The 18,294-nt window shown below is 60.6% G+C and carries 15 protein-coding genes and 1 other RNA gene; 8 read left to right on the forward strand and 8 right to left on the reverse strand.

Annotated elements, in window-relative coordinates; translation table 11 throughout:
* Positions 1-18: 18 nt before the first annotated feature.
* Positions 19-918 (reverse strand): ornithine carbamoyltransferase, encoded by a 900-nt coding sequence (argF, locus tag V5738_RS07280; protein WP_423823763.1) that lies wholly within the window; start codon positions 916-918, stop codon positions 19-21.
* Between the two features lie 366 nt (positions 919-1,284).
* Positions 1,285-1,893 carry a superoxide dismutase gene (locus V5738_RS07285; RefSeq protein ID WP_423823764.1) on the reverse strand — a complete coding sequence of 203 codons (609 nt, stop codon included), beginning with the start codon at positions 1,891-1,893 and terminating at the stop codon, positions 1,285-1,287.
* 323 nt (positions 1,894-2,216) lie between these two features.
* Here V5738_RS07285 and grxD point away from each other — a divergent pair, with 323 nt between their 5' ends.
* From grxD to V5738_RS07300, 3 genes are all read left to right on the forward strand, one after another.
* Entirely contained in the window at positions 2,217-2,552 is a 336-nt protein-coding gene (gene grxD, locus V5738_RS07290; RefSeq protein ID WP_423823765.1) for a Grx4 family monothiol glutaredoxin, read from the forward strand.
* 153 nt (positions 2,553-2,705) lie between these two features.
* Complete coding sequence (locus V5738_RS07295) at positions 2,706-3,473, forward strand: competence/damage-inducible protein A (protein WP_423823766.1); 768 nt, start codon at positions 2,706-2,708, stop codon at positions 3,471-3,473.
* Between the two features lie 169 nt (positions 3,474-3,642).
* A complete protein-coding gene (locus tag V5738_RS07300; RefSeq protein WP_423823767.1) occupies positions 3,643-5,193 on the forward strand; it encodes a putative bifunctional diguanylate cyclase/phosphodiesterase in 1,551 nt (516 codons plus the stop codon).
* A 492-nt stretch (positions 5,194-5,685) separates the two neighbouring features.
* On the opposite strand, the gene V5738_RS07305 is transcribed toward V5738_RS07300, so the two are convergent.
* From V5738_RS07305 to ppsA, 3 genes are all read right to left on the reverse strand, one after another.
* Positions 5,686-6,690 carry an MBL fold metallo-hydrolase gene (locus V5738_RS07305; protein WP_423823768.1) on the reverse strand — a complete coding sequence of 335 codons (1,005 nt, stop codon included), beginning with the start codon at positions 6,688-6,690 and terminating at the stop codon, positions 5,686-5,688.
* Positions 6,690-7,454: a sulfurtransferase gene (locus V5738_RS07310; protein ID WP_423823769.1), complete on the reverse strand. Its 765-nt coding sequence runs from the start codon at positions 7,452-7,454 to the stop codon at positions 6,690-6,692. Before V5738_RS07310 ends, V5738_RS07305 begins: the two co-directional genes overlap by 1 nt.
* A 74-nt stretch (positions 7,455-7,528) precedes the next feature.
* The gene (gene ppsA, locus V5738_RS07315) at positions 7,529-9,859 is read right to left on the reverse strand and encodes a phosphoenolpyruvate synthase (protein WP_423824144.1); all 2,331 of its coding nucleotides are present in this window, start codon (positions 9,857-9,859) and stop codon (positions 7,529-7,531) included.
* Between the two features lie 172 nt (positions 9,860-10,031).
* On the opposite strand from ppsA, the gene ppsR reads away from it, so the two are divergent.
* Together ppsR and V5738_RS07325 are read left to right on the forward strand one after the other, a co-directional pair.
* Entirely contained in the window at positions 10,032-10,868 is an 837-nt protein-coding gene (gene ppsR / locus V5738_RS07320; protein ID WP_423823770.1) for a posphoenolpyruvate synthetase regulatory kinase/phosphorylase PpsR, read from the forward strand.
* A 258-nt stretch (positions 10,869-11,126) separates the two neighbouring features.
* A complete protein-coding gene (locus tag V5738_RS07325) occupies positions 11,127-11,606 on the forward strand; it encodes a DUF1249 domain-containing protein (protein ID WP_423823771.1) in 480 nt (159 codons plus the stop codon).
* On the opposite strand, the gene V5738_RS07330 is transcribed toward V5738_RS07325, so the two are convergent.
* Entirely contained in the window at positions 11,603-13,333 is a 1,731-nt protein-coding gene (locus V5738_RS07330) for a potassium/proton antiporter (protein ID WP_423823772.1), read from the reverse strand. The two genes, V5738_RS07325 and V5738_RS07330, sit on opposite strands and share 4 nt — an antisense overlap.
* Positions 13,334-13,885: 552 nt before the next feature.
* Between V5738_RS07330 and V5738_RS07335 the strand changes: the two genes are divergently transcribed.
* Entirely contained in the window at positions 13,886-14,716 is an 831-nt protein-coding gene (locus V5738_RS07335) for a sulfite exporter TauE/SafE family protein (protein WP_423823773.1), read from the forward strand.
* A gap of 61 nt (positions 14,717-14,777) precedes the next feature.
* Positions 14,778-15,620 (forward strand): FkbM family methyltransferase, encoded by an 843-nt coding sequence (locus tag V5738_RS07340; protein WP_423823774.1) that lies wholly within the window; start codon positions 14,778-14,780, stop codon positions 15,618-15,620.
* Positions 15,621-15,954: 334 nt separating this feature from the next.
* On the opposite strand, the gene ssrA is transcribed toward V5738_RS07340, so the two are convergent.
* Positions 15,955-16,315: a transfer-messenger RNA gene (ssrA, locus tag V5738_RS07345) on the reverse strand.
* Between the two features lie 67 nt (positions 16,316-16,382).
* Positions 16,383-16,865, reverse strand: a complete 483-nt coding sequence (smpB, locus tag V5738_RS07350; protein ID WP_423823775.1) for an SsrA-binding protein SmpB — start codon at positions 16,863-16,865, stop codon at positions 16,383-16,385.
* Positions 16,866-16,980: 115 nt separating this feature from the next.
* Here smpB and V5738_RS07355 point away from each other — a divergent pair, with 115 nt between their 5' ends.
* A complete protein-coding gene (locus V5738_RS07355; protein ID WP_423823776.1) occupies positions 16,981-18,294 on the forward strand; it encodes a sodium-dependent transporter in 1,314 nt (437 codons plus the stop codon).

Here is an 18,294-nt window from a genome sequence, read left to right on the forward strand (position 1 = left end):
GCCAGCACCCAGGGCCGTCTATTCGGCTTCGAGTAGCTTGAGCAGCAGGGCGGTCTGGGCATGTAGCCGGTTTTCGGCTTCATCCCAAACCACGCTCTGCGGGCCGTCGATCACCTCGGCGCTGACTTCCTCGCCGCGATGGGCCGGTAGACAGTGCATGAACAGGGCATCGTCGGCCGCCCAGCTCATCAAAGCCCGGTTGACCTGGAAATTGGCGAAATCTGCCAGACGGTTTTCGCGTTCGCCTTCGTCGCCCATGCTGGCCCAGACGTCGGTGACCACCAGATTGGCGCCGTCGGCAGCCTGCTGTGCCTCGTCGCAGAGCGTGACCGACTGCTCGGCGCCGCGCAGCATGCGGGCATCCGGTCGATAGCCTTCCGGGGCAGCAATACGCAGGGAAAAACCTAGCAGGCGTGCGGCGTTGATATAGGAATGGCACATGTTATTGCCATCGCCGATCCAGGCCACGGTTGCGCCCTTGATCGGCCCTCGATGCTCGACATAGGTCTGCAGATCGGCCAGTAGCTGGCAGGGATGAAAACGGTCGGTTAGGCCGTTGATTACCGGCACCCGCGAATAGGCCGCGAACTGTTCGAGGATGGCATGCGAGTGATTGCGGATCATGATCGCATCGCACATGCCGGAGAGTACGCGTGCCGTGTCCTCGACCGGCTCGCCACGGCCGATCTGGGTATCGCCCGGCGACAGAAAGATCGCATGGCCGCCCAGGCGGGTCATGGCGGCCTCGAACGATACACGAGTACGGGTCGAGGCTTTTTCGAACACCATCGCCAGGCTTCGGCCGACCAGTGGGCGATCGACGGGGCCGTGGCGTTTGCGCTCGATGGCACGTTCGATCAGATCTTCGATTCCGGCGGCGCCCAGATCGTCCAGGCTAAGAAAATGTCGAGAACTCATGAATGGATGCGGTTAGTCGGTGTGAACAAATAAAATCATGGTGCCCGCGCTGGGCCGGGCACGCCCTGATACTTTCGGCTTGCTGGCGCCATCGATGTGTCGTACCAAGCGCCACGGCTCCTCGGTCGCGGCTGCGATCGACATATGACCGAAGCGGGCGGCGCAGCTGCTTATGAGAGCCCGATGCATACAGGCGGGCAGGCCGCTGGGTCGACAACCGTGTTAACAGGGCTCCCGTTGGCAGCCCGGCGACGATCGGTGCGAACTCGGCAGAACACGTCGATAGCTTCCAAGTACGCAATCGTCCAATAAAAAAGGCCCCGCCGCAACGCGGCGAGGCCTCTCGGGTTCGAATTAGCCGAGCGTTTAGCTGGCGGCTTCGAACTTCTTGGCGATGCCGTCCCAGTTGACGACGTTCCACCAGGCTTCGACATACTCCGGCTTGCGGTTCTGATACTTCAGATAGAACGCATGCTCCCAGACGTCCAGGCCCATAATCGGCTTACCCGATTCCGAAACCACGTCCATGATCGGGTTGTCCTGGTTCGGCGTCGGCACGATCTTGAGTTGATCGCCGCCGGCCGGCACCAGCCAGACGAAGCCCGAACCGAACAGGCCGGTCGCTTGCGCGGTGAATTGTTCCTTGAAGTCGTCGAAGGAGCCAAAGCTGTTATCGATGGCCTCGGCCAGCTTACCGCTCGGCTTGCCACCGCCGTTCGGCGACATGGTTTCCCAGAAGATGATGTGGTTGAGATAACCACCGCCCTGGTTGCGTACAGCCGCACCGTGCTGACCGGCCTGGGACAGGATCGTCTCCAGATCCTGATCGGCCAGCGGGGTACCCTCGATGGCGTTCTGGAACTTGGTCAGATAAGCGTTGTGATGCTTATCGTGATGGATCTCCATCGTGCGCCCGTCGATGTAGGGCTCCAGCGCATCGTAATCGTAGGGCAGATCGGGCAATTCGAATGCCATGACGTAGTCCTTGTTGTCATGTGAATGAGTCAACGTCCCTACTTATATAAGGTTTGGCCTTGGTTTTTCAAAGGCTCGGGGGTTTTCGAGCCGGGCGAGGCCGCGTTCGTCGAGCTCGCAGGCACGATAAACGGCAGCCTTGTGGTTTATGGACGTGTGTCAGCGGCTGCAAGAAGCGGCCGGTGTCATACCGGGTAGGCCGGCCATTACGTGCGTCACGAAAGCGTCATTCATGCATTGCATGCCGTGCCCTTGATCAGCGCCGGGCTGAACCCAAGATATATTGGATTCCAAAATCAATTCCCCGATTCGAGGTACCGTCCATGAGCGCGAAAGCGATGGAAGTCATCAAAGAGGAAGTCGAAAACAACCCGATCGTGCTCTATATGAAGGGCACGCCCGATTTTCCGCAGTGCGGTTTTTCGGCACGCAGTGCCGAAGCGATCAAGGCCTGTGGTGTATCGTTCAAGGCGGTTAACGTATTTGACGACGAAGAAATCTATCGCCAGGGCGTCAAGATCTATTCTAACTGGCCGACCATTCCGCAGCTGTTCGTCAATGGCGAACTCGTAGGTGGTTCGGACATCGTGATCGATCTGTTTCAGTCCGGCGAGCTCAAGACCATGCTCGACAAGGCGGTATCCGAGCACCAGCAGTAAGGCTGCCAATGCTGGCCGTCTATAGGCTGGTATAAGACGATATCCCATCGATGGGCCGGGCCGTTGTCGCAGGTGCTTTCATGCATATGGCGACAGCGGCTCTTTTGTATGTAATCTTCGTTGCGATTCTTGGTCGGGCCGGGAGATCAGTTCATGGCGGACAGCCCCGTAGCACAGCACATTGGCATCATCCTGATCGGCGACGAGTTGCTGTCGGGCAAACGGATCGACAAGCACATGCCGCAGGTGATTTCGATCCTCCACGAACGTGGTCTGGAACTGTCTTGGGCGCGGTTGGTCGGCGACGATGCGGCGTTGCTCGAGCGCACGTTGGCCGAGACCACGGCCAGCAACGATATCGTGTTCAGCTTCGGCGGTATCGGGGCCACGCCCGATGATCGCACCCGGCAATGCGCAGCGCGTGCCCTGGGGCGGGAGCTGGAAATTAACGCCCAAGGCCGGGCGATTCTCGAAGACAAGTTCGGCGATGAGGCTTATCCAAACCGGATCCATATGGTCGAGTGGCCTGCCGGGGCCGAGGTTATTCCGAACCCGATCAATCGCGTGCCGGGTTTTTCGGTCGACCATCATCATTTCGTACCGGGCTTTCCGAAGATGGCATGGCCGATGGTGGCCTGGGTGCTCGATGAGCACTATGCCCATCTGCATACCGATGAGCGCAGCGTCGAATATCTGGTGGAGGTCTTCGATACTCCCGAAAGCGCATTGATCGATCTGATGCAGGCAATCATGAACGAACACCCCACGGTGCGCATTGCTTGCCTACCTTCGGCCGAGGGCGAGCGCAAGATCGAATTCGGTGTGCGCGGGCGACCCGCCGATGCAGCTTCGGCCTTCGACGCGCTGTACGCAGCCTTGAGTGACGCCGGCATTCCTATGGGTGCCTGTACGTCGCGCTAGGCTTTCGGTACGCTGATCCGCATATACCTATTTGAGATAAAAAATAAATTCGTAACGAGCCTTAGGTCGGCCCGGGGGCTAAAGGGGGTAGGCTTTGGAGCGCAGTCGCCGAATGCGCTTGGATGGTTTGAGGCAACTACTGCGTGGCTCCGTCACGACGACAGCGTATTTGGCGCTGGTTATTGCCTTAGTCGTCGTTGCTGTAGCGACGGTCATCAACGCTTTTATTACCATTGGGAGTACCGAGCTGGCAGCGCTCGGGCAAGCTCAAGCCGACAATCCATTGCTGTGGTTGCTCGATATGCTGCCGTTGCTATGTCTGGTTCTCGGTCAGTATTACGGCCGGCGCCTATCGGCTCATGATGGCTGTCGCGACATCGGCGAGCGCTGCGACGTGCCGATTTTAGCCGAGATTGACGACTCGCCTGGCATCGATCCGCTCACCGGCCTGACCGATCGCAGCCATTTCTTCGATCGGCTTGAGCATGCGATTGAGGCGGCCGCAGCCGATGCCATGCAGCTTGGGCTTATTGCCGTCGATCTGGATGGGTTTTCCGAGATCAATCAGCGCTATGGGGCCGCCAGCGGCGACTGTGTCCTGGCCACGGTCGCACGTCGCTTGAAGGGCGCCGTGCCGAATAATGCTGTCGTCGGCCGGCTGAACGCGGATTATTTCGGCGTATTTATCCTGCCGCTCGATGATCCGGCCCAGCTTCGGTGCCTGGCCGAAGAGATTCAGCAGGTTCTCAAACCCGCCTGCCAGATCGACCGCGTATCCGTGAGCTTAGCCGCGAGTATCGGTGGGGCCTGCTATCCGACGGACGCCAGGGGTGGGTATACGTTGCTCGGTGCCGCAGAACAGGCAATGTCGCAGGTCAAGGCGCGAGGCGGCGGTTTTGCTCTCCCTCGGTCGGCTCAGCCGGCATCGGGCGTTGCGATGCATTCGTTGTCGATGGAGCTGCCGCGGGCGATCGAGCAGGACGAACTGGTCCTGCATCTGCAACCGTTGGTGGATGTAGCAGAATCGCGCATCTATGGTGTCGAGGCGCTGGTTCGCTGGCAGCATCCGCGGCGCGGGTTGATCATGCCTGGCGAATTCATTGCCCGGGCCGAGCGCAGCGGGCTGATGCGCGAACTGACGCTCTGGGTGCTGCGCGCTGCGATCGCCCATATCGCCGCTATTCGCCGGGGCGGACAGGCGCTTCGAATTTCGGTCAACGTGCCGGCCCACGCTTTGCTGCGCTCGGAGTTCCCTGACGTCTTACACCAGTTGCTGGCCGAGCAGAAAGTGCCGGGCTCTGCGATCACGCTCGAAATCACCGAAGACACGCTCATGGCCGACCAGACCCGAACGCTCGAGATCATTCAGCGTCTGGCTGCCATGGGCGTCGATATCTCGATCGACGATTTCGGTACCGGTTATTCACAGTTGGCTTATCTCAAACGAGTGCCCGCCGCCGAGATCAAGATCGATCGCTCTTTCGTTCAGGATATGCTCGTCTCGGAAACGGATCACTCGATCGTGGCTGCCACGATTGGCCTGGCTCATGCGTTGAAGCTACGCGCGGTCGGCGAGGGCGTAGAATCGCTCGAACAGCTCAAGGCATTGCAGGCGCTGGGGTGCGATCTAGCCCAAGGATACTATCTGGGCCGCCCGATGCCGGTGGCGCAGTTCAAGAACTGGCTTGCTGAGCGATCGACGGCGCTAACGTCGACATAGCGCCTATGCAAGACGGTCCGAAATGACCGCCGGTTGCCGCAAACCATGTCCAGACGCAGACGAAGTCACAAGGCCGGCCGTAAGGCCGAAAAGCAGGTATCGCCCGGCGAACCAGCATCAAGCCGGCCGTGGATACCGCTGTAAGGCCCCGCATCCCGCGGGCAATGTCACCAGGGCCTATCGAGGTTTCATGTGGGCGCCGCACAAGCATCGCCTACGGTGTTTTTGCAAGACATGAGTCGCGCGCCGCGTTGCGGCATGCTACGGCGCCAAGGCGCAACACCATGGGGCGCTCGAAAGGGCATTGGGCGCGGGTGGCCCAAGCCGACGCCATAAGTACGTGACGATTAACGACATGCCGGCCATCCCGCGTCATCGCTGATGCGCTTAGAGTAACGATGCGACGTTGGCTACGCCCGGTCTGAACGTACATCGTCATTTTTCGGGCAGCGCTTGGCACGACCTAGCGCGCAATCTGCATCCGCAATGGCGCTAAGCCGCATCCGATGCCCGGGCGGCTAAGTCGAGGCTTTGTCCGAACGCTGGGGCGATGAAATCGTCTTCGGCCAAGCCTTGATCCTGGCGGGCAGCCGCTAAGTCGCGGATCGGGGCATCGTATGCTTCGTCGGTCAGACGGTAGGTGGCGAAGTGCATACCCATCGACCGGCGCGCTTTCAGGTCGCGATGGGCAGCCACCGCCTCGGCCGGGTTCATGTGCTGGCCGGCCATCCAGGCGCGTGGCTCGTAGGCGCCGATCGGCAACACGGCAACATCCGGTTCGCCGAGACGTTCGCGAATCCAGCTGAAATGCGGCCCGTAGCCGCTGTCGCCGGCGATATAGACGCTCGTATCGCCGGCCGTAACCCAGAAACCGAGCCAGAGACTCCGATTGCGGTCGAACAGGCCACGCCGCGACCAGTGCTGGGCTGGAACGGCCGTTACCCGGACATGATTGTCGGCGACAGCCGTATGTTGCCACCAGTCCAGGGTGGTTGCGCGTTGGCTGCCGCGACGGGCCAACCAGTCTGCCAGCCCGAGCCCGGCCACGATCTGTGGATCGTCGCGTTCGATCAGGGCCGAGATCGTGGACCGGTCAAGATGATCGTAATGGGCATGGCTGACCAGCACGACATCGATCGGTGGGAGCTCAGACCAGTCGAGGGTGGGTGGACGATGCCGTCGTATGCCCAGTCCGGGCAGGGGGCCGGCCCAGCGTGCCCGGATCGGATCGCTGATCAGATTGATCCCGGCGATCTGAACCAGAACCGTGGCATGGCCGAGCCAAGTGACGCGGGGCGCCTGCGAACGCGTCGGGGGCGGCACTACCGGGGCGGTCTGTGACGGTTCGTGTTTCGGCCACCCCGCGCCGCGTGGGCGCAGCAGCCATCGCCAGAGCCCGAAGCGACGGCTACGGCGGGGCTGCCACGGGTTATAAAAGCGCTGCCCGTCGAAATGGTCGTTGGCCTCGTCCGGCAGATCGCTGCGTCTTCGAGCCATTAGCGGCCGGCCTCGACCGGGGTATCCGACTGGTTGCCCCAGTCCGACCAGGCACCCGGGTAGCCGCGTAGACGGTCGTAGCCGAGCGCCTTGAGCACCAAATAGACATACGACGAGCGAACGTGGGTCTGGCAGTAGGCCACGATCTCGTCGGCTGGCTCGATGCCGTGGGCCGCCAGTAGGCCGCGCACGGTATCCAGATCGCGGAGCTGGCCATTGCTGTCCTTGAGCAGCTGCCAATCGAGATTGACCGCGCCCGGGATATGGCCGCCGCGCGCGCTGCGTACGTCCTCACCAGCGAACTCGGCCTCGCTACGGACGTCGAGGAAGGTGGTATCGCTACGGTCCAGATGCGATTCGATCCAGGCCCGGTCGGCGATTGTCTCCGACCGGGGGGTAAGTTCGAAGTGGCTGGCACCGGCAGCAGGTTCGCCGGTCTCCAGCGGCAGGCTGGCCGCATGCCACGCCGCCAGCCCGCCATCCAGAACGCTGAATGCCCCGTGGCCCATGGCGTCCAGGGTATAGCACAGACGCGCAGCCTGGCCGTCGCCGACCCGGTCATAAGCCACGATATGCACATCGTTGCGCAAACCGGCATCCGAAAGCCGAGCCGCCAAGGCGGCCGGTTCCGGGATCAAGCCGCCGGTGGTCCCGTCGCTGGCCGTGAAGTCGGCCATGGCGATCTGCAGGGCGCCCGGTATATGCGCCGAGGCATAATCCGAGGCGCTGTCGACAGCCACGATCTGCACGCCGGGATCACTCATGACGGCATGCAGATCAGAAGGGCGCAGGAAAATGGGCAATTCTTCGTTCATGGAATGCCTTTCTATAACTGACGTCAGACTTTCTCGCCGGCCAGGAACAACCAGGTTGAGACCACCGTATCCGGGTTGAGCGACATGCTTTCGATACCTTGGTCGAGCAGCCAGCGCGCCAGATCCGGATAGTCGGATGGGCCCTGGCCACAGATGCCAACGTATTTATCGTTGCGCTTGGCCGCGACGATGGCTTTTTCGAGCATGATCTTGACCGCGGGGTCGCGTTCGTCGAATAGGTGCGAGATCAACCCCGAGTCGCGGTCCAGACCGAGCGACAGCTGGGTCATGTCGTTGGAACCGATCGAGAAGCCATCGAAGTATTCCAGGAATTCATCGGCCAGTACCGCGTTCGACGGTAGCTCGCACATCATGATGACCTTGAGATCGTTCTTGCCGCGTTCCAAACCGTGCTCAAGCAGCAGGTCGGATACGCCCTTGGCCTCGCCGAGGGTCCGTACGAACGGAATCATGATCTGGACGTTGGTCAGGCCCATGGCGCCACGTACCCGCTTGACCGCTTCCAGCTCCAACTCGAAACAGGGCTTGAAGTCTTCGGCCAGATAACGCGAGGCGCCGCGCCAGCCGATCATCGGGTTTTCTTCGTCCGGCTCGTAGGCCTCGCCGCCGATCAGGTTGGCGTATTCGTTGGACTTGAAGTCCGATAGGCGCACGATCACCGGCTTGGGATGGAAGGCCGCTGCGATCGTAGCGATGCCTTCCACGAGCCGGTCGATATAGAAGTTCACGGGATCTTCGTAGCCGGCGATATGCGCATCGATCACGGCCTTCAGCTCATCCGACTGCTGGTCGTACTCGAGCAGGGCACGCGGGTGCACGCCGATCTGGCGGTTGATGATGAACTCGAGCCGCGCCAGACCCACGCCGGCGTTCGGGATCGAGGCAAAATCGAAGGCCCGGTCCGGATTGCCCACATTCATCATGATCTTGGTGCCGATTTCCGGCATCCGGTCCAGCGAGACCTCGTCGATCGTGAAATCGATCGCCCCGGCGTAGACATAGCCGGTATCGCCTTCGGCGCAGGACACAGTCACGTCGCTGCCATCGGCGAGGCGTTCGGTGGCGTCGCCGGTACCGACCACGGCCGGGATGCCAAGCTCGCGGGCGATGATCGCGGCATGGCAGGTACGCCCGCCACGGTTGGTCACGATCGCTGCGGCACGTTTCATGACCGGTTCCCAGTCCGGGTCGGTCATGTCGGTGACTAAGATGTCGCCCGGTTCGACCTTGTTCATCTCCTTGATCGAGGCAACATTGCGAACCCGGCCAGCACCCACGCGCTGGCCGATCGAGCGGCCGGTCACGAGCACGTCATAGCCGGCGGCATCCAGTTTATAGCGCTCGAGTTTGGCAGCGTTGGATTTCACCGTCTCCGGCCGAGCCTGCAGGATATAGAGCTTGCCGGTCTCGCCGTCTTTGCCCCATTCGATATCCATCGGCCGGCCATAGTGGCGTTCGATGGTCATCGCCTGGGCCGCCAAAGCCTCGGCGTCTTCGTCAGACAATGAAAAGCGTTGCTGGTCGGCCGGTTCGACGTCGACGAACTCAGTGGTCTTACCATGCGAGCGGTCTTCGGTATAGACCATTTTGATGGCCTTGCCACCCTTGACCCGGCGCAGGATCGCCGGCCGCTTGGCGTCGATGTTGTCCTTGTAGACGTAATATTCGTCTGGGTTGACTGCGCCCTGGACGACGGCTTCGCCCAGACCCCAGGAGCTGGTGATGAATACGACCTTGTCGAAACCGGATTCGGTATCGATCGTGAACATCACACCGGACGTGCCGGTATCCGAACGCACCATGCGCTGCACGCCGGCCGACAATGCCACCTGGCTGTGTTCGAAGCCCTTGTGTACGCGATAGGAGATCGCCCGGTCGTTGAACAGCGAGGCGAACACGTCCTTGATCGCGAGCATGATGTTGTCCAGCCCGCGGACGTTGAGAAAGGTTTCCTGCTGGCCGGCAAAGGAAGCATCCGGTAGATCCTCGGCGGTTGCCGAACTACGAACCGCGACCGCCATGTCATTGTGGCCCTCGGCGAGTTGTTCGAAGGCGTCGCGGATGGCCTGCTCTAGGGCCGGCGGGAAGGGATGATCGAGCACCCATTGGCGGATCTGGCCGCCGGTTTCGGCCAAGGCATCGACGTCGTCGATATCGAGTGCGTCGAGGGCAGCGTTGATCCGATCGGCGAGACCGTCGTGTGCGAGAAACTCGCGATAGGCTGCGGCGGTGGTGGCAAAGCCATCCGGCACCGATACGCCGGCGTCGGCGAGATGGCTGATCATCTCGCCCAACGAAGCATTCTTGCCGCCGACCGTGTCGACGTCGTCCATGCCCAGTTGGCTGAACCATTTTATATGAGAGTTTTCCACGCTCGATCTCCTCCAAATCGAATGAGAAAATAAACCGACCCGCATTCTACACATCGCGCGGGACAGGGCGCATATCGCGAATGCGTCGTGATTATTGGGCTAAGCGGCAAAAGACCGCACTAAGGAAGGCGCCATGAACAAATCCGATACGTCGATGCGATCGATCTTCTTTTTATCCGACCGCACCGGCATTACCGCGGAGACCCTTGGCGCGACCCTGCTCAGCCAGTTCGATGAAAGCCAATTCAAGCAATCCACGCTGCCGTTCATCAACTCAGCCGAAAAAGCGCGCTCGGTGCTGGAATACATCGAGCATACCGGCCGCTCCAGTGGCCTGACGCCGATCGTGTTCTCGACCACGGTATCGGATGAGGTCCGCAATATCCTGCGAGCCGGCGATATCCTGTTTCTGGACGTATTCGATCGGTTTCTGCCGCAGCTGGAAACAGCGCTGGATACCAAGTCCACCCATGCGGTTGGCCGTACCCACGGTATTGCGGACAAGGATGTCTACGAATCGCGTATCGAGGCCATGAACTATGCGCTGACTCACGACGACGGCGTGGGCGAGCAAGGCTATGCCGATGCGCATGTGATCCTGGTTGCGCCATCGCGCTGTGGCAAGACACCGGTCTGTATCTATCTGGCCATGCAGCATGGTATCTATGCTGCCAACTATCCGCTGACCGAGGACGAGTTCGAAAGCCGGAGCCTGCCGGCGGCATTAATGCCGCATCGCGACAAGCTCTACGGGTTGTATATCGAAGCCACGCGGCTGCAGCAGATTCGCAGTGCCCGACGCCGTGGCAGCCGGTATGCCGATATGGGGCAGGTGAGTTACGAGTTACGTCAGGCCGAACAGCTGTACAAGCGCCACCGTGTGCCGTACGCAGAGACGACCAACAAGTCGATCGAGGAAATCGCCACGCTGATCATGGAAGACAAGCACCTGCGGCGACGGACGTTCTAGGTCCTGCACGGGTCTCGTACGCGTCCGCGTTATGGCGCTCGTCTGTTCGGCTTGGGCTGGCTCAGGCCAAATAAGCCGGAGTGCCCCGCAGCGTTGCGCGTCTGGAACATGGCGGGCTAAGAGCTGGCCCCGCGCTGTGTCGAGCCCGGTCGGCGGGCGCCCACTCGGTGCCCGGATGAAACATCGACAGGCCCTGTAACGTCGCGATAACGGGCCGGGTGCATTTGAAAAGCCGGGACACTGCCTTATAGTCGCTCAATGGCTAAAGTAAAGCGAAATCACTGGCTCGCGGCGGCACAGCCGCGCAGCTTCACCGGGCTCATGGGTCTGTACGAGAGCAACTACCGGCGTTTCGAACGCCTGGCCCCTGAACTCGATCTGCCTTTCGAGCAGGCCCGTTCCGTGGGCCAGGACGCCACGTTGTACCTACAGGTATTGGAGCGATGCCGGTATACGACCACTATTCATCTGACCTACTGGTTTGGTGAGGGTGAGCAGGCCCGAGCCGATCCGGACCTGACCCTGCGGGTCTATCGCGATGCCCAGCTCGCAGAAGCCGTGTATTGCGATGCTCGCTCGCGCTATGCCTCGCTGGCCGGGGTGCCGGACATCGACGACGCCGTGCTGGACACGCAATGGCCACGTAATCTGCTGCTCAACAAATGGCTGGCTTACTGCCTGGCCCAGGGGCATAGCTTCAGCGCAGCGAACCGGCCACGGCGCGCCGGCGCCGACTAGTCGGTTTTTGCCTCGGGTTGTAGCTGCAAGCCGACCTGATCGATGGTGCCGTTGTTGAGCCGGCGCACGATCAGGCGCACCGAACCGATGGCGACGATGTCGCCCTCGACCGGCCGTCGGCGCAGCCGGCTGCGCATGAGTTGGGCGATGGTTTGGCTGCGCTGTGCCTCGGGTAGATCGAATCCATAGATATTTGCCAGTTCGCCACTGAGCGCATTGCCGGCGATCGTGAAGCGACCGAAAAAATGGGCCGGGGTGGTGCCGCCATGGCGGGTATCGCCGCGGAACAGCCGGCCCAGATCTGCCCGGTGGCGTCGGCCGGCCAGTACATAGAGCTTGTCGCCGACGGTATAGACGAAGCCTTGGCGCGGAAACCGCAGTCGAGAGTTGCGGGTGACCGCGACCACGTTGAGCTCGGGAAAACGGTTCAGCGCATCACCGGCGGTATTGGCAAGGGTTGAGTCGGCCTCGATGCGATACGCCAGAATTTGAAAGCGATCGCCCCGGTCGCCTTCCAGGTCGAAGGCCGCGGACGGTTCGGGTGCCTGGGGCACCTGTAGCTTGAGCAAACGCGCCATGGTGCCCAGGGATGTGCCTTGGATCAGCAGCGAGACCAGGACCACGGCAAAGGTCAGATCGAACAGGAACTGCCCGCCCCGCAGGTCGATCATCAGCGGAAACAGCGAGAGCACGATCGGCACTGCCCCTCGCAGACCGACCCAGGCAATGAAGGCCTGCTCCCGGCTCGGAAAACGAAACGGCAACAGGCTGACCCATACGGCCACCGGACGGGCGACAAAGATTAGAAACAGGGCGATCAAAAACGCCGAGCCGGCATCGGCCCAGAGTTGGCTGGGATTGACCAGCAGCCCGAGGACCAAAAACATGCCGGCTTGGGCGAGCCAGGCCAGTCCGTCCATCACCCGGAAGACATGCTCGGTGGACTCGTTGCGCCGATTGCCAACGATCACGCCCAGCAAGTAAATACCAAGGAAACCGCTGCCGCCGAGCTGATTGATCGCGGTGAATGCCATCACACCGCCGGAAGCGATCAGGAGCGCATACAGCCCCTCGACCAGCGGCAGCCGGGAAGCCAGCCAAGACAGGGCATAGCCCAATGCAATGCCGCCGATCGCGCCGATGCCGAACTGGCGAGCCAGTTCTCCGGCGACGCTGGCCAGCTGAAAACCCTGATCTTGGTCGATCGCGGTCATCAGATAAGTGACCAAAAAGATCGCCATCGGGTCGTTGGTCCCCGATTCGATTTCCAGAGTCGCCGTCACTCGCTGGTTGAGTGTCACACCGCTGCTGCGCAGTTGGGAGAACACGGCCGCCGCGTCGGTACTGGCGACGATCGAGCCGAGCAGTAACCCGTATCGCCAATCGACATCTAGGATCATGGCGATGAAGGCACCGGCCAGCGACGCCGAAACGAGTACGCCGACAGTGGCCAGCGACAGCGCTGGACGTAGGGCGACTCGGAAAGTCCGCAGCGAAGTTCGCAGACCGCCGTCGAGCAGAATGATGGCGAGCGCCAGATTGGCGATGAAATAGGCCAGCGGAACGTTGTTGAACTGAATTTGGCCGATACCCTCGCCGCCGGCCAGCATGCCGCAGACCAAAAAAATCAGCAGCAGTGGGGGGCCAAAGCGTGCCAAGGAGCTCGCGAGCACGCTAAGAAACAGAATCAGCCCGGTAAAAAAAAGAATGATATTGGTATCGCTCATGCGCTCCGATGACCTGCTGGCAGCCTCGTTCCCCCTTGGGCATTTGATGTTGTTGTGAGCGTCGTATCGTCGCCGTTTAATGCTACGCGGCGCAGGCCACCAGCGATCGCGGCGCCATTATGACTGCGGCCGATCCAACGTCCGACCGAGCATGCCAGGACCGCAAGGCCGGTACATGATTCGCTACGCCGGCCTGTTCATAACCTGTTGTGCGGTCCATGACTTTTCCGGCCGGGCCGCCAAACCATGTACCGAGCCCTACTCACGGTAACGCATCGGCCGACCGCGCATCCTTGAGGGCTGTACTCGCGCTGCCGGGTAGACAAAGTAGGCCGGCAATCGTTCGCCAGGCGGGCGCATATCGTTAATAGGCGATCGGGCGTATGCAAAAGCTCGATCAGCCTGATAACGGGCGAGGCGATCATCCTTAACCTCGGCCGCTTGCGCGGATGGACTGTGACACGACAACGCAGTGCAGTTCTTTATAAGTATAAGAAAATAACCAAAAGTGATAAACTGAGCGATCCCTGAACGCAACGGATCGAAAGTGCCATGCTGAGCATTGTCTTTGGCGTCATCGTCGGTCTGGCGCTTGGCCTAACCGGTGGTGGCGGGTCGATTTTTGCAGTGCCATTACTGATCTACGGTCTTGATGTGGCACCACGAAACGCAGTTGCGATCTCCTTGATTGCAGTGGCGCTGACGGCGGCTTCGGGCGCGATCGAAGGCTGGTGGCATGCCGTGGTCGAGCGGCGCGCCGCAGCGATTTTTGCGGTTGCGGGCATGATCGCGGCCCCTGGCGGCGTGTGGCTGGGCGACCAAGTCTCGCCACAGCTCACCGTGTTGGCCTTCGCTATGCTGATGCTGGTCGTGGCCGCGCGCATGTTGATCAAGGCACAGCGCGCGCCGGAGGAAGCACGGGTGATCCGGGCGCGTATCGCCACTGAAGCCGTCGACGATCTGCCAACCGTATGTCGCTATAGCACCGATGGGCGCCTACGCCTGACCGCGCGTTGCAGCCTCGTATTAGTCGCGGCGGGTCTGGTGGTCGGTGTGCTTTCAGGATTCTTCGGCGTCGGCGGTGGGTTTTTGATTGTGCCGGCCTTGATGCTGATCACGGAAATGGGCATTCATCGGGCCGTCGCCACCTCCCTGCTGGTGATTACGCTGATCGGTTTATCCGGCGTCGCTTCGGCGATGTTGGCCGGGCGTCAGATCGATGCGGCGTTGACGACGTTATTTATTGTCGGGGGTGTGATTGGCATGGGCGGCGGTCGTCTGCTGGCACAGCAGCTGGCAGGGCGAACGCTGCAAACGGTTTTCGCGGTCGCTATGATAATTATCTCTATTTTCATGCTGTTTGAACGACTGGGTCCGATATGAGCTATTTTTTTAACTAAACCGGGGTATTCTAGTCCTTCCAGCCAAGCGTGTGGGTGGGGGTATGCTTAAAGAACGACTCGAGTGGTACAAGACCAAGCTCAACTACTCACGTTCGGATACGCTCAACGGTATCCGGTTCAATGTGCCCCGTATCAACGGCATTCGTTATCGTCCGAACGAGCGATGGATGAGTGAGGCGATTCGGGGCCTGATCACGTATCGCCAAGGTGTATTCCTCGATTGTGGGGTCAACACGGGCCAGACCCTGCTCAAGCTGAAGTCGATCGATCCCGACTATCCGTATATCGGCTTCGAGCCAAATCCGGCCTGTGCTTACTACGTGAATACGCTGATTCAAATGAATCAGCTCCGCGAGTGCACACTGGTGCCTGCCGGACTGGCTCCGACCACTGGCACCGCCACATTGAATCTGTTCGATACCGCTGCCCACGACGACAAGGCATCGTTGATCCCGGAACGCGGCATCGAGGTCCGGTCGACCCGGTGCGTGGTGACGTTGGGGGCCGAGCCGCTGTGCCACCTACTGGGTGAGCGGGCGCTCGGCGTGGTCAAGATTGACGTCGAAGGCTTTGAGCTCGAAGTCGTGGAAACCATGCATGCGTTGATCGCCAGACACCATCCTCCAGTGCTGATCGAATTCTTGCCCTCTTACAGCGCAGGCAGTAAGCGGGATCGTCGCCAGAAGACCATAGAAAAGCTCTTCGACGAACTCGACTACGATCTGTACCGAATTCAAAAGACGAGAAGCGATGAACTGCAAGGTCTCGACCCCATCGAGACTACTGGGGTACAAACGGAATGGTCGACGAATTCAGACTATCTGCTTGCGCCCCGCGAGCAAAAGCATGCGCTATCGAATGTATTCGCCATCGGCGTGGTATGAGGGCGACCGACCCGTCTGGCCAAGCGCGATGAACACCGGCGTTCGTTAAGGTTTCGAACGCGTGCTGGGGCCGACATCAATGCCCGGGGATGGTTTTATGGCGCAAGGCTCGACCCGCGCGAAGTTCTATGTCTAGCACCTGCCTACGGCGAATCAGGTCAACCGTGCTGCTCAAAAAGCTTTGCGCGCAGCATCCGGTTAAAGATAGATAGTCTTCGCTGCAGCCTGATGTAAGAGCCCAGCACGGTCGGCTGGGCGGATTATAGCCTGTCAGTTGCCAGCAGACTCGCCCACGTTGCGCATAAAAAAGGCCCTGTAAAAACAGGGCCCTGTTTGGTGGAGGCGGCGGGAATCGAACCCGCGTCCGCGGATTCTCAACCCTCGGATCTACATGCTTATTTCGTCTTTGATTGTCGGCGTGAGCTACCCAACGAAAAGGGACAACTCACGCGTATCTTCGTTTGCTCTTAACGGATCAGCCCGAAGCGGGGCCTTACCGCGAGCCTGTGAGAGTCGATACCCGACACCGGGAGCACAGACACTCTCCGGGCGGGCACTAGCGGGCTGTTTAAGCCGCTAGAGCGTAGTTGTCGTCGTTCGCAACTAGCTTAGGATGCAACCGGATTAACGAGGAAGATTGCAACCTCGGCATGCACCTTGGGTTTTGACATCCGCGTCGAAGCCATGTCGCCCCCGAAAGACGTGATCATTGTAACAGCTTCATAGGTATGGCGGCAGATCTGTTTTTCAATAGCGGCGTAATCAATCGGCTCCGTGACGCAGAATCTGCGATTTGCGGCGTTGCCAGTCGTGTTCTTTTTTCGATTGGCGCTTGTCGTATTTGGCCTTGCCCTTGGCCAGCGCGATTTCTAGCTTGGCCTTGCCCCGGCTCCAGTACATGGCCAGTGGCACGATGGTATGCCCCTTCTGTTCGGTTGCGCCGATCAGCGTGGCCAGTTCGCGCTCGTGTAAAAGCAATTTCCGGGTCCGGGTGGCATCGGCGACCACATGGGTGGACGCCGACTCCAGCGGTTGGATATGGCTGCCGAGCAGGAATGCTTCGCCGTCCTTGACGATGACATAGGCTTCGGCGATCCGTCCTTTGCCCGCGCGCAGCGATTTGACCTCCCAGCCCTCGAGCACGAGACCGGCCTCATAGCGTTCTTCGATGAAATAGTCGTGGCGTGCGCGCCGGTTAAGCGCGATCGTGGTCGACGACTGTTTCTTGTCCTTAGATTTGCTCATGGACTTATTATAGCGATCGAGGCAAGCTCTGCGAGCCATGACGGTTCCCTACCGCCCGCTACCCCAGCTTTGGTCCTCTTCTGTTCGCTTTGTGATCGTATGCGCAGCAGCGATCGTGAGTCTTGGCGATTTCTGGCGACTGCCCTATCTGGTGGCCACTTACGGTGGTGGGGCATTCCTGCTCGTCTATGCTGCCGCGCTCGTCGTCATGGGGCTGCCGGTATTCAGTGCCCAAATGCTGATGGCGCGTGGCTGCCATACGGATTTGCCCGGCGTGGTATCGATGTGGACCCGCGATACCGCCTATTCGCGGGCCTGGGTCATCGGGGCTTACGCTACGCTGCTGGGCGCTCTGTTGTTGCTAGCGGCGTATACCGTGGTGGCGAGTTGGTCGTTGGCCTACAGCCTGCGCGCCTTGGTTGGCGCGCTGCAGGTGGCTTCGATCGAGCAGGGCAGCGCGCGATTCGTGGCGTTTGCGCGCGACGGCGAGCGCGGCCTGGGCTGGCTTTTGTTGTTCGTGCTGGTACTGGTAGCGACTACGGCACGTGGCCTGCGCAAGGGGACCGAGCCAGTCATGCGGACACTGGTGGTCTGCATTCTCGGTCTGTTGTTCTTGCTCGGGATCCTGGCGTGGCGGTATCCGCCCGAAGCCGCCGCGCTGCAAGAATCGCTACGATTCGACTTCGCGGCGCTGGGCGTTCGCGGCCTACTCGAGGCACTGTATCAAGCCTTTTTTTCGCTGAGTCTGGGAACGGGCGTGATCATATCGCTGGCATCGCATTTGCCGGCGCGGGCCCCGGCGATCCGGCTTTCGGTGATCGTGATCGCGATCAGTCAGATGGTTGCATTGCTGTTCGGCTTCGTCATCGCGCGTTTGCTGCCCGGCGGCGCCGCTCAGCTTGGCGGCGGCGTGCAGCGGATTTTCGAGGTCCTGCCGAGCCTGGTCGAGCCATCGTGGGCGATGGCGTTATTGTTTGCCTTGTTCGCGGTGGTGGGGATGACTACCGGCATCGGTTTGTTCGAAGCGTTGGTTCAAGGCGTGTCGCACCGGTTCCGTATTCCGCGTATGCGAGCCGCAGTCTATACCGGTGTGGTCATCGGCTTGCTCGGGCTGCTCGCACAGAACTCGTTCGGGGTCCTGGCTTTCTGGCACCCCGCGCAGCGCAATATATTCGACTGGTTCAGCCTGGTCAGCGCCCACCTCTTGATCCCGGCCACGGGGTTGATGCTGTGCGTGCTGGTCGGCCGGGTGTTGGCCCGGCGTCAGCTGTTGGCGGCCTGGCAGGGTGACGAAACGGCAACCGTCGGTGCCGGCGGTTTTGCGGTATGGCTCTGGTTGCTGCGCTACCCCGCACGGATCGCTCTAATCGTGGTCGTGGCGTATTCTCTAGGGGCGCTGACGCTCATCGAAGCGATCTGGAGACCGTAA

Origin of the sequence: Salinisphaera sp. SPP-AMP-43 (assembly GCF_049568105.1) — a bacterium.
GTDB lineage: Bacteria > Pseudomonadota > Gammaproteobacteria > Nevskiales > Salinisphaeraceae > Salinisphaera.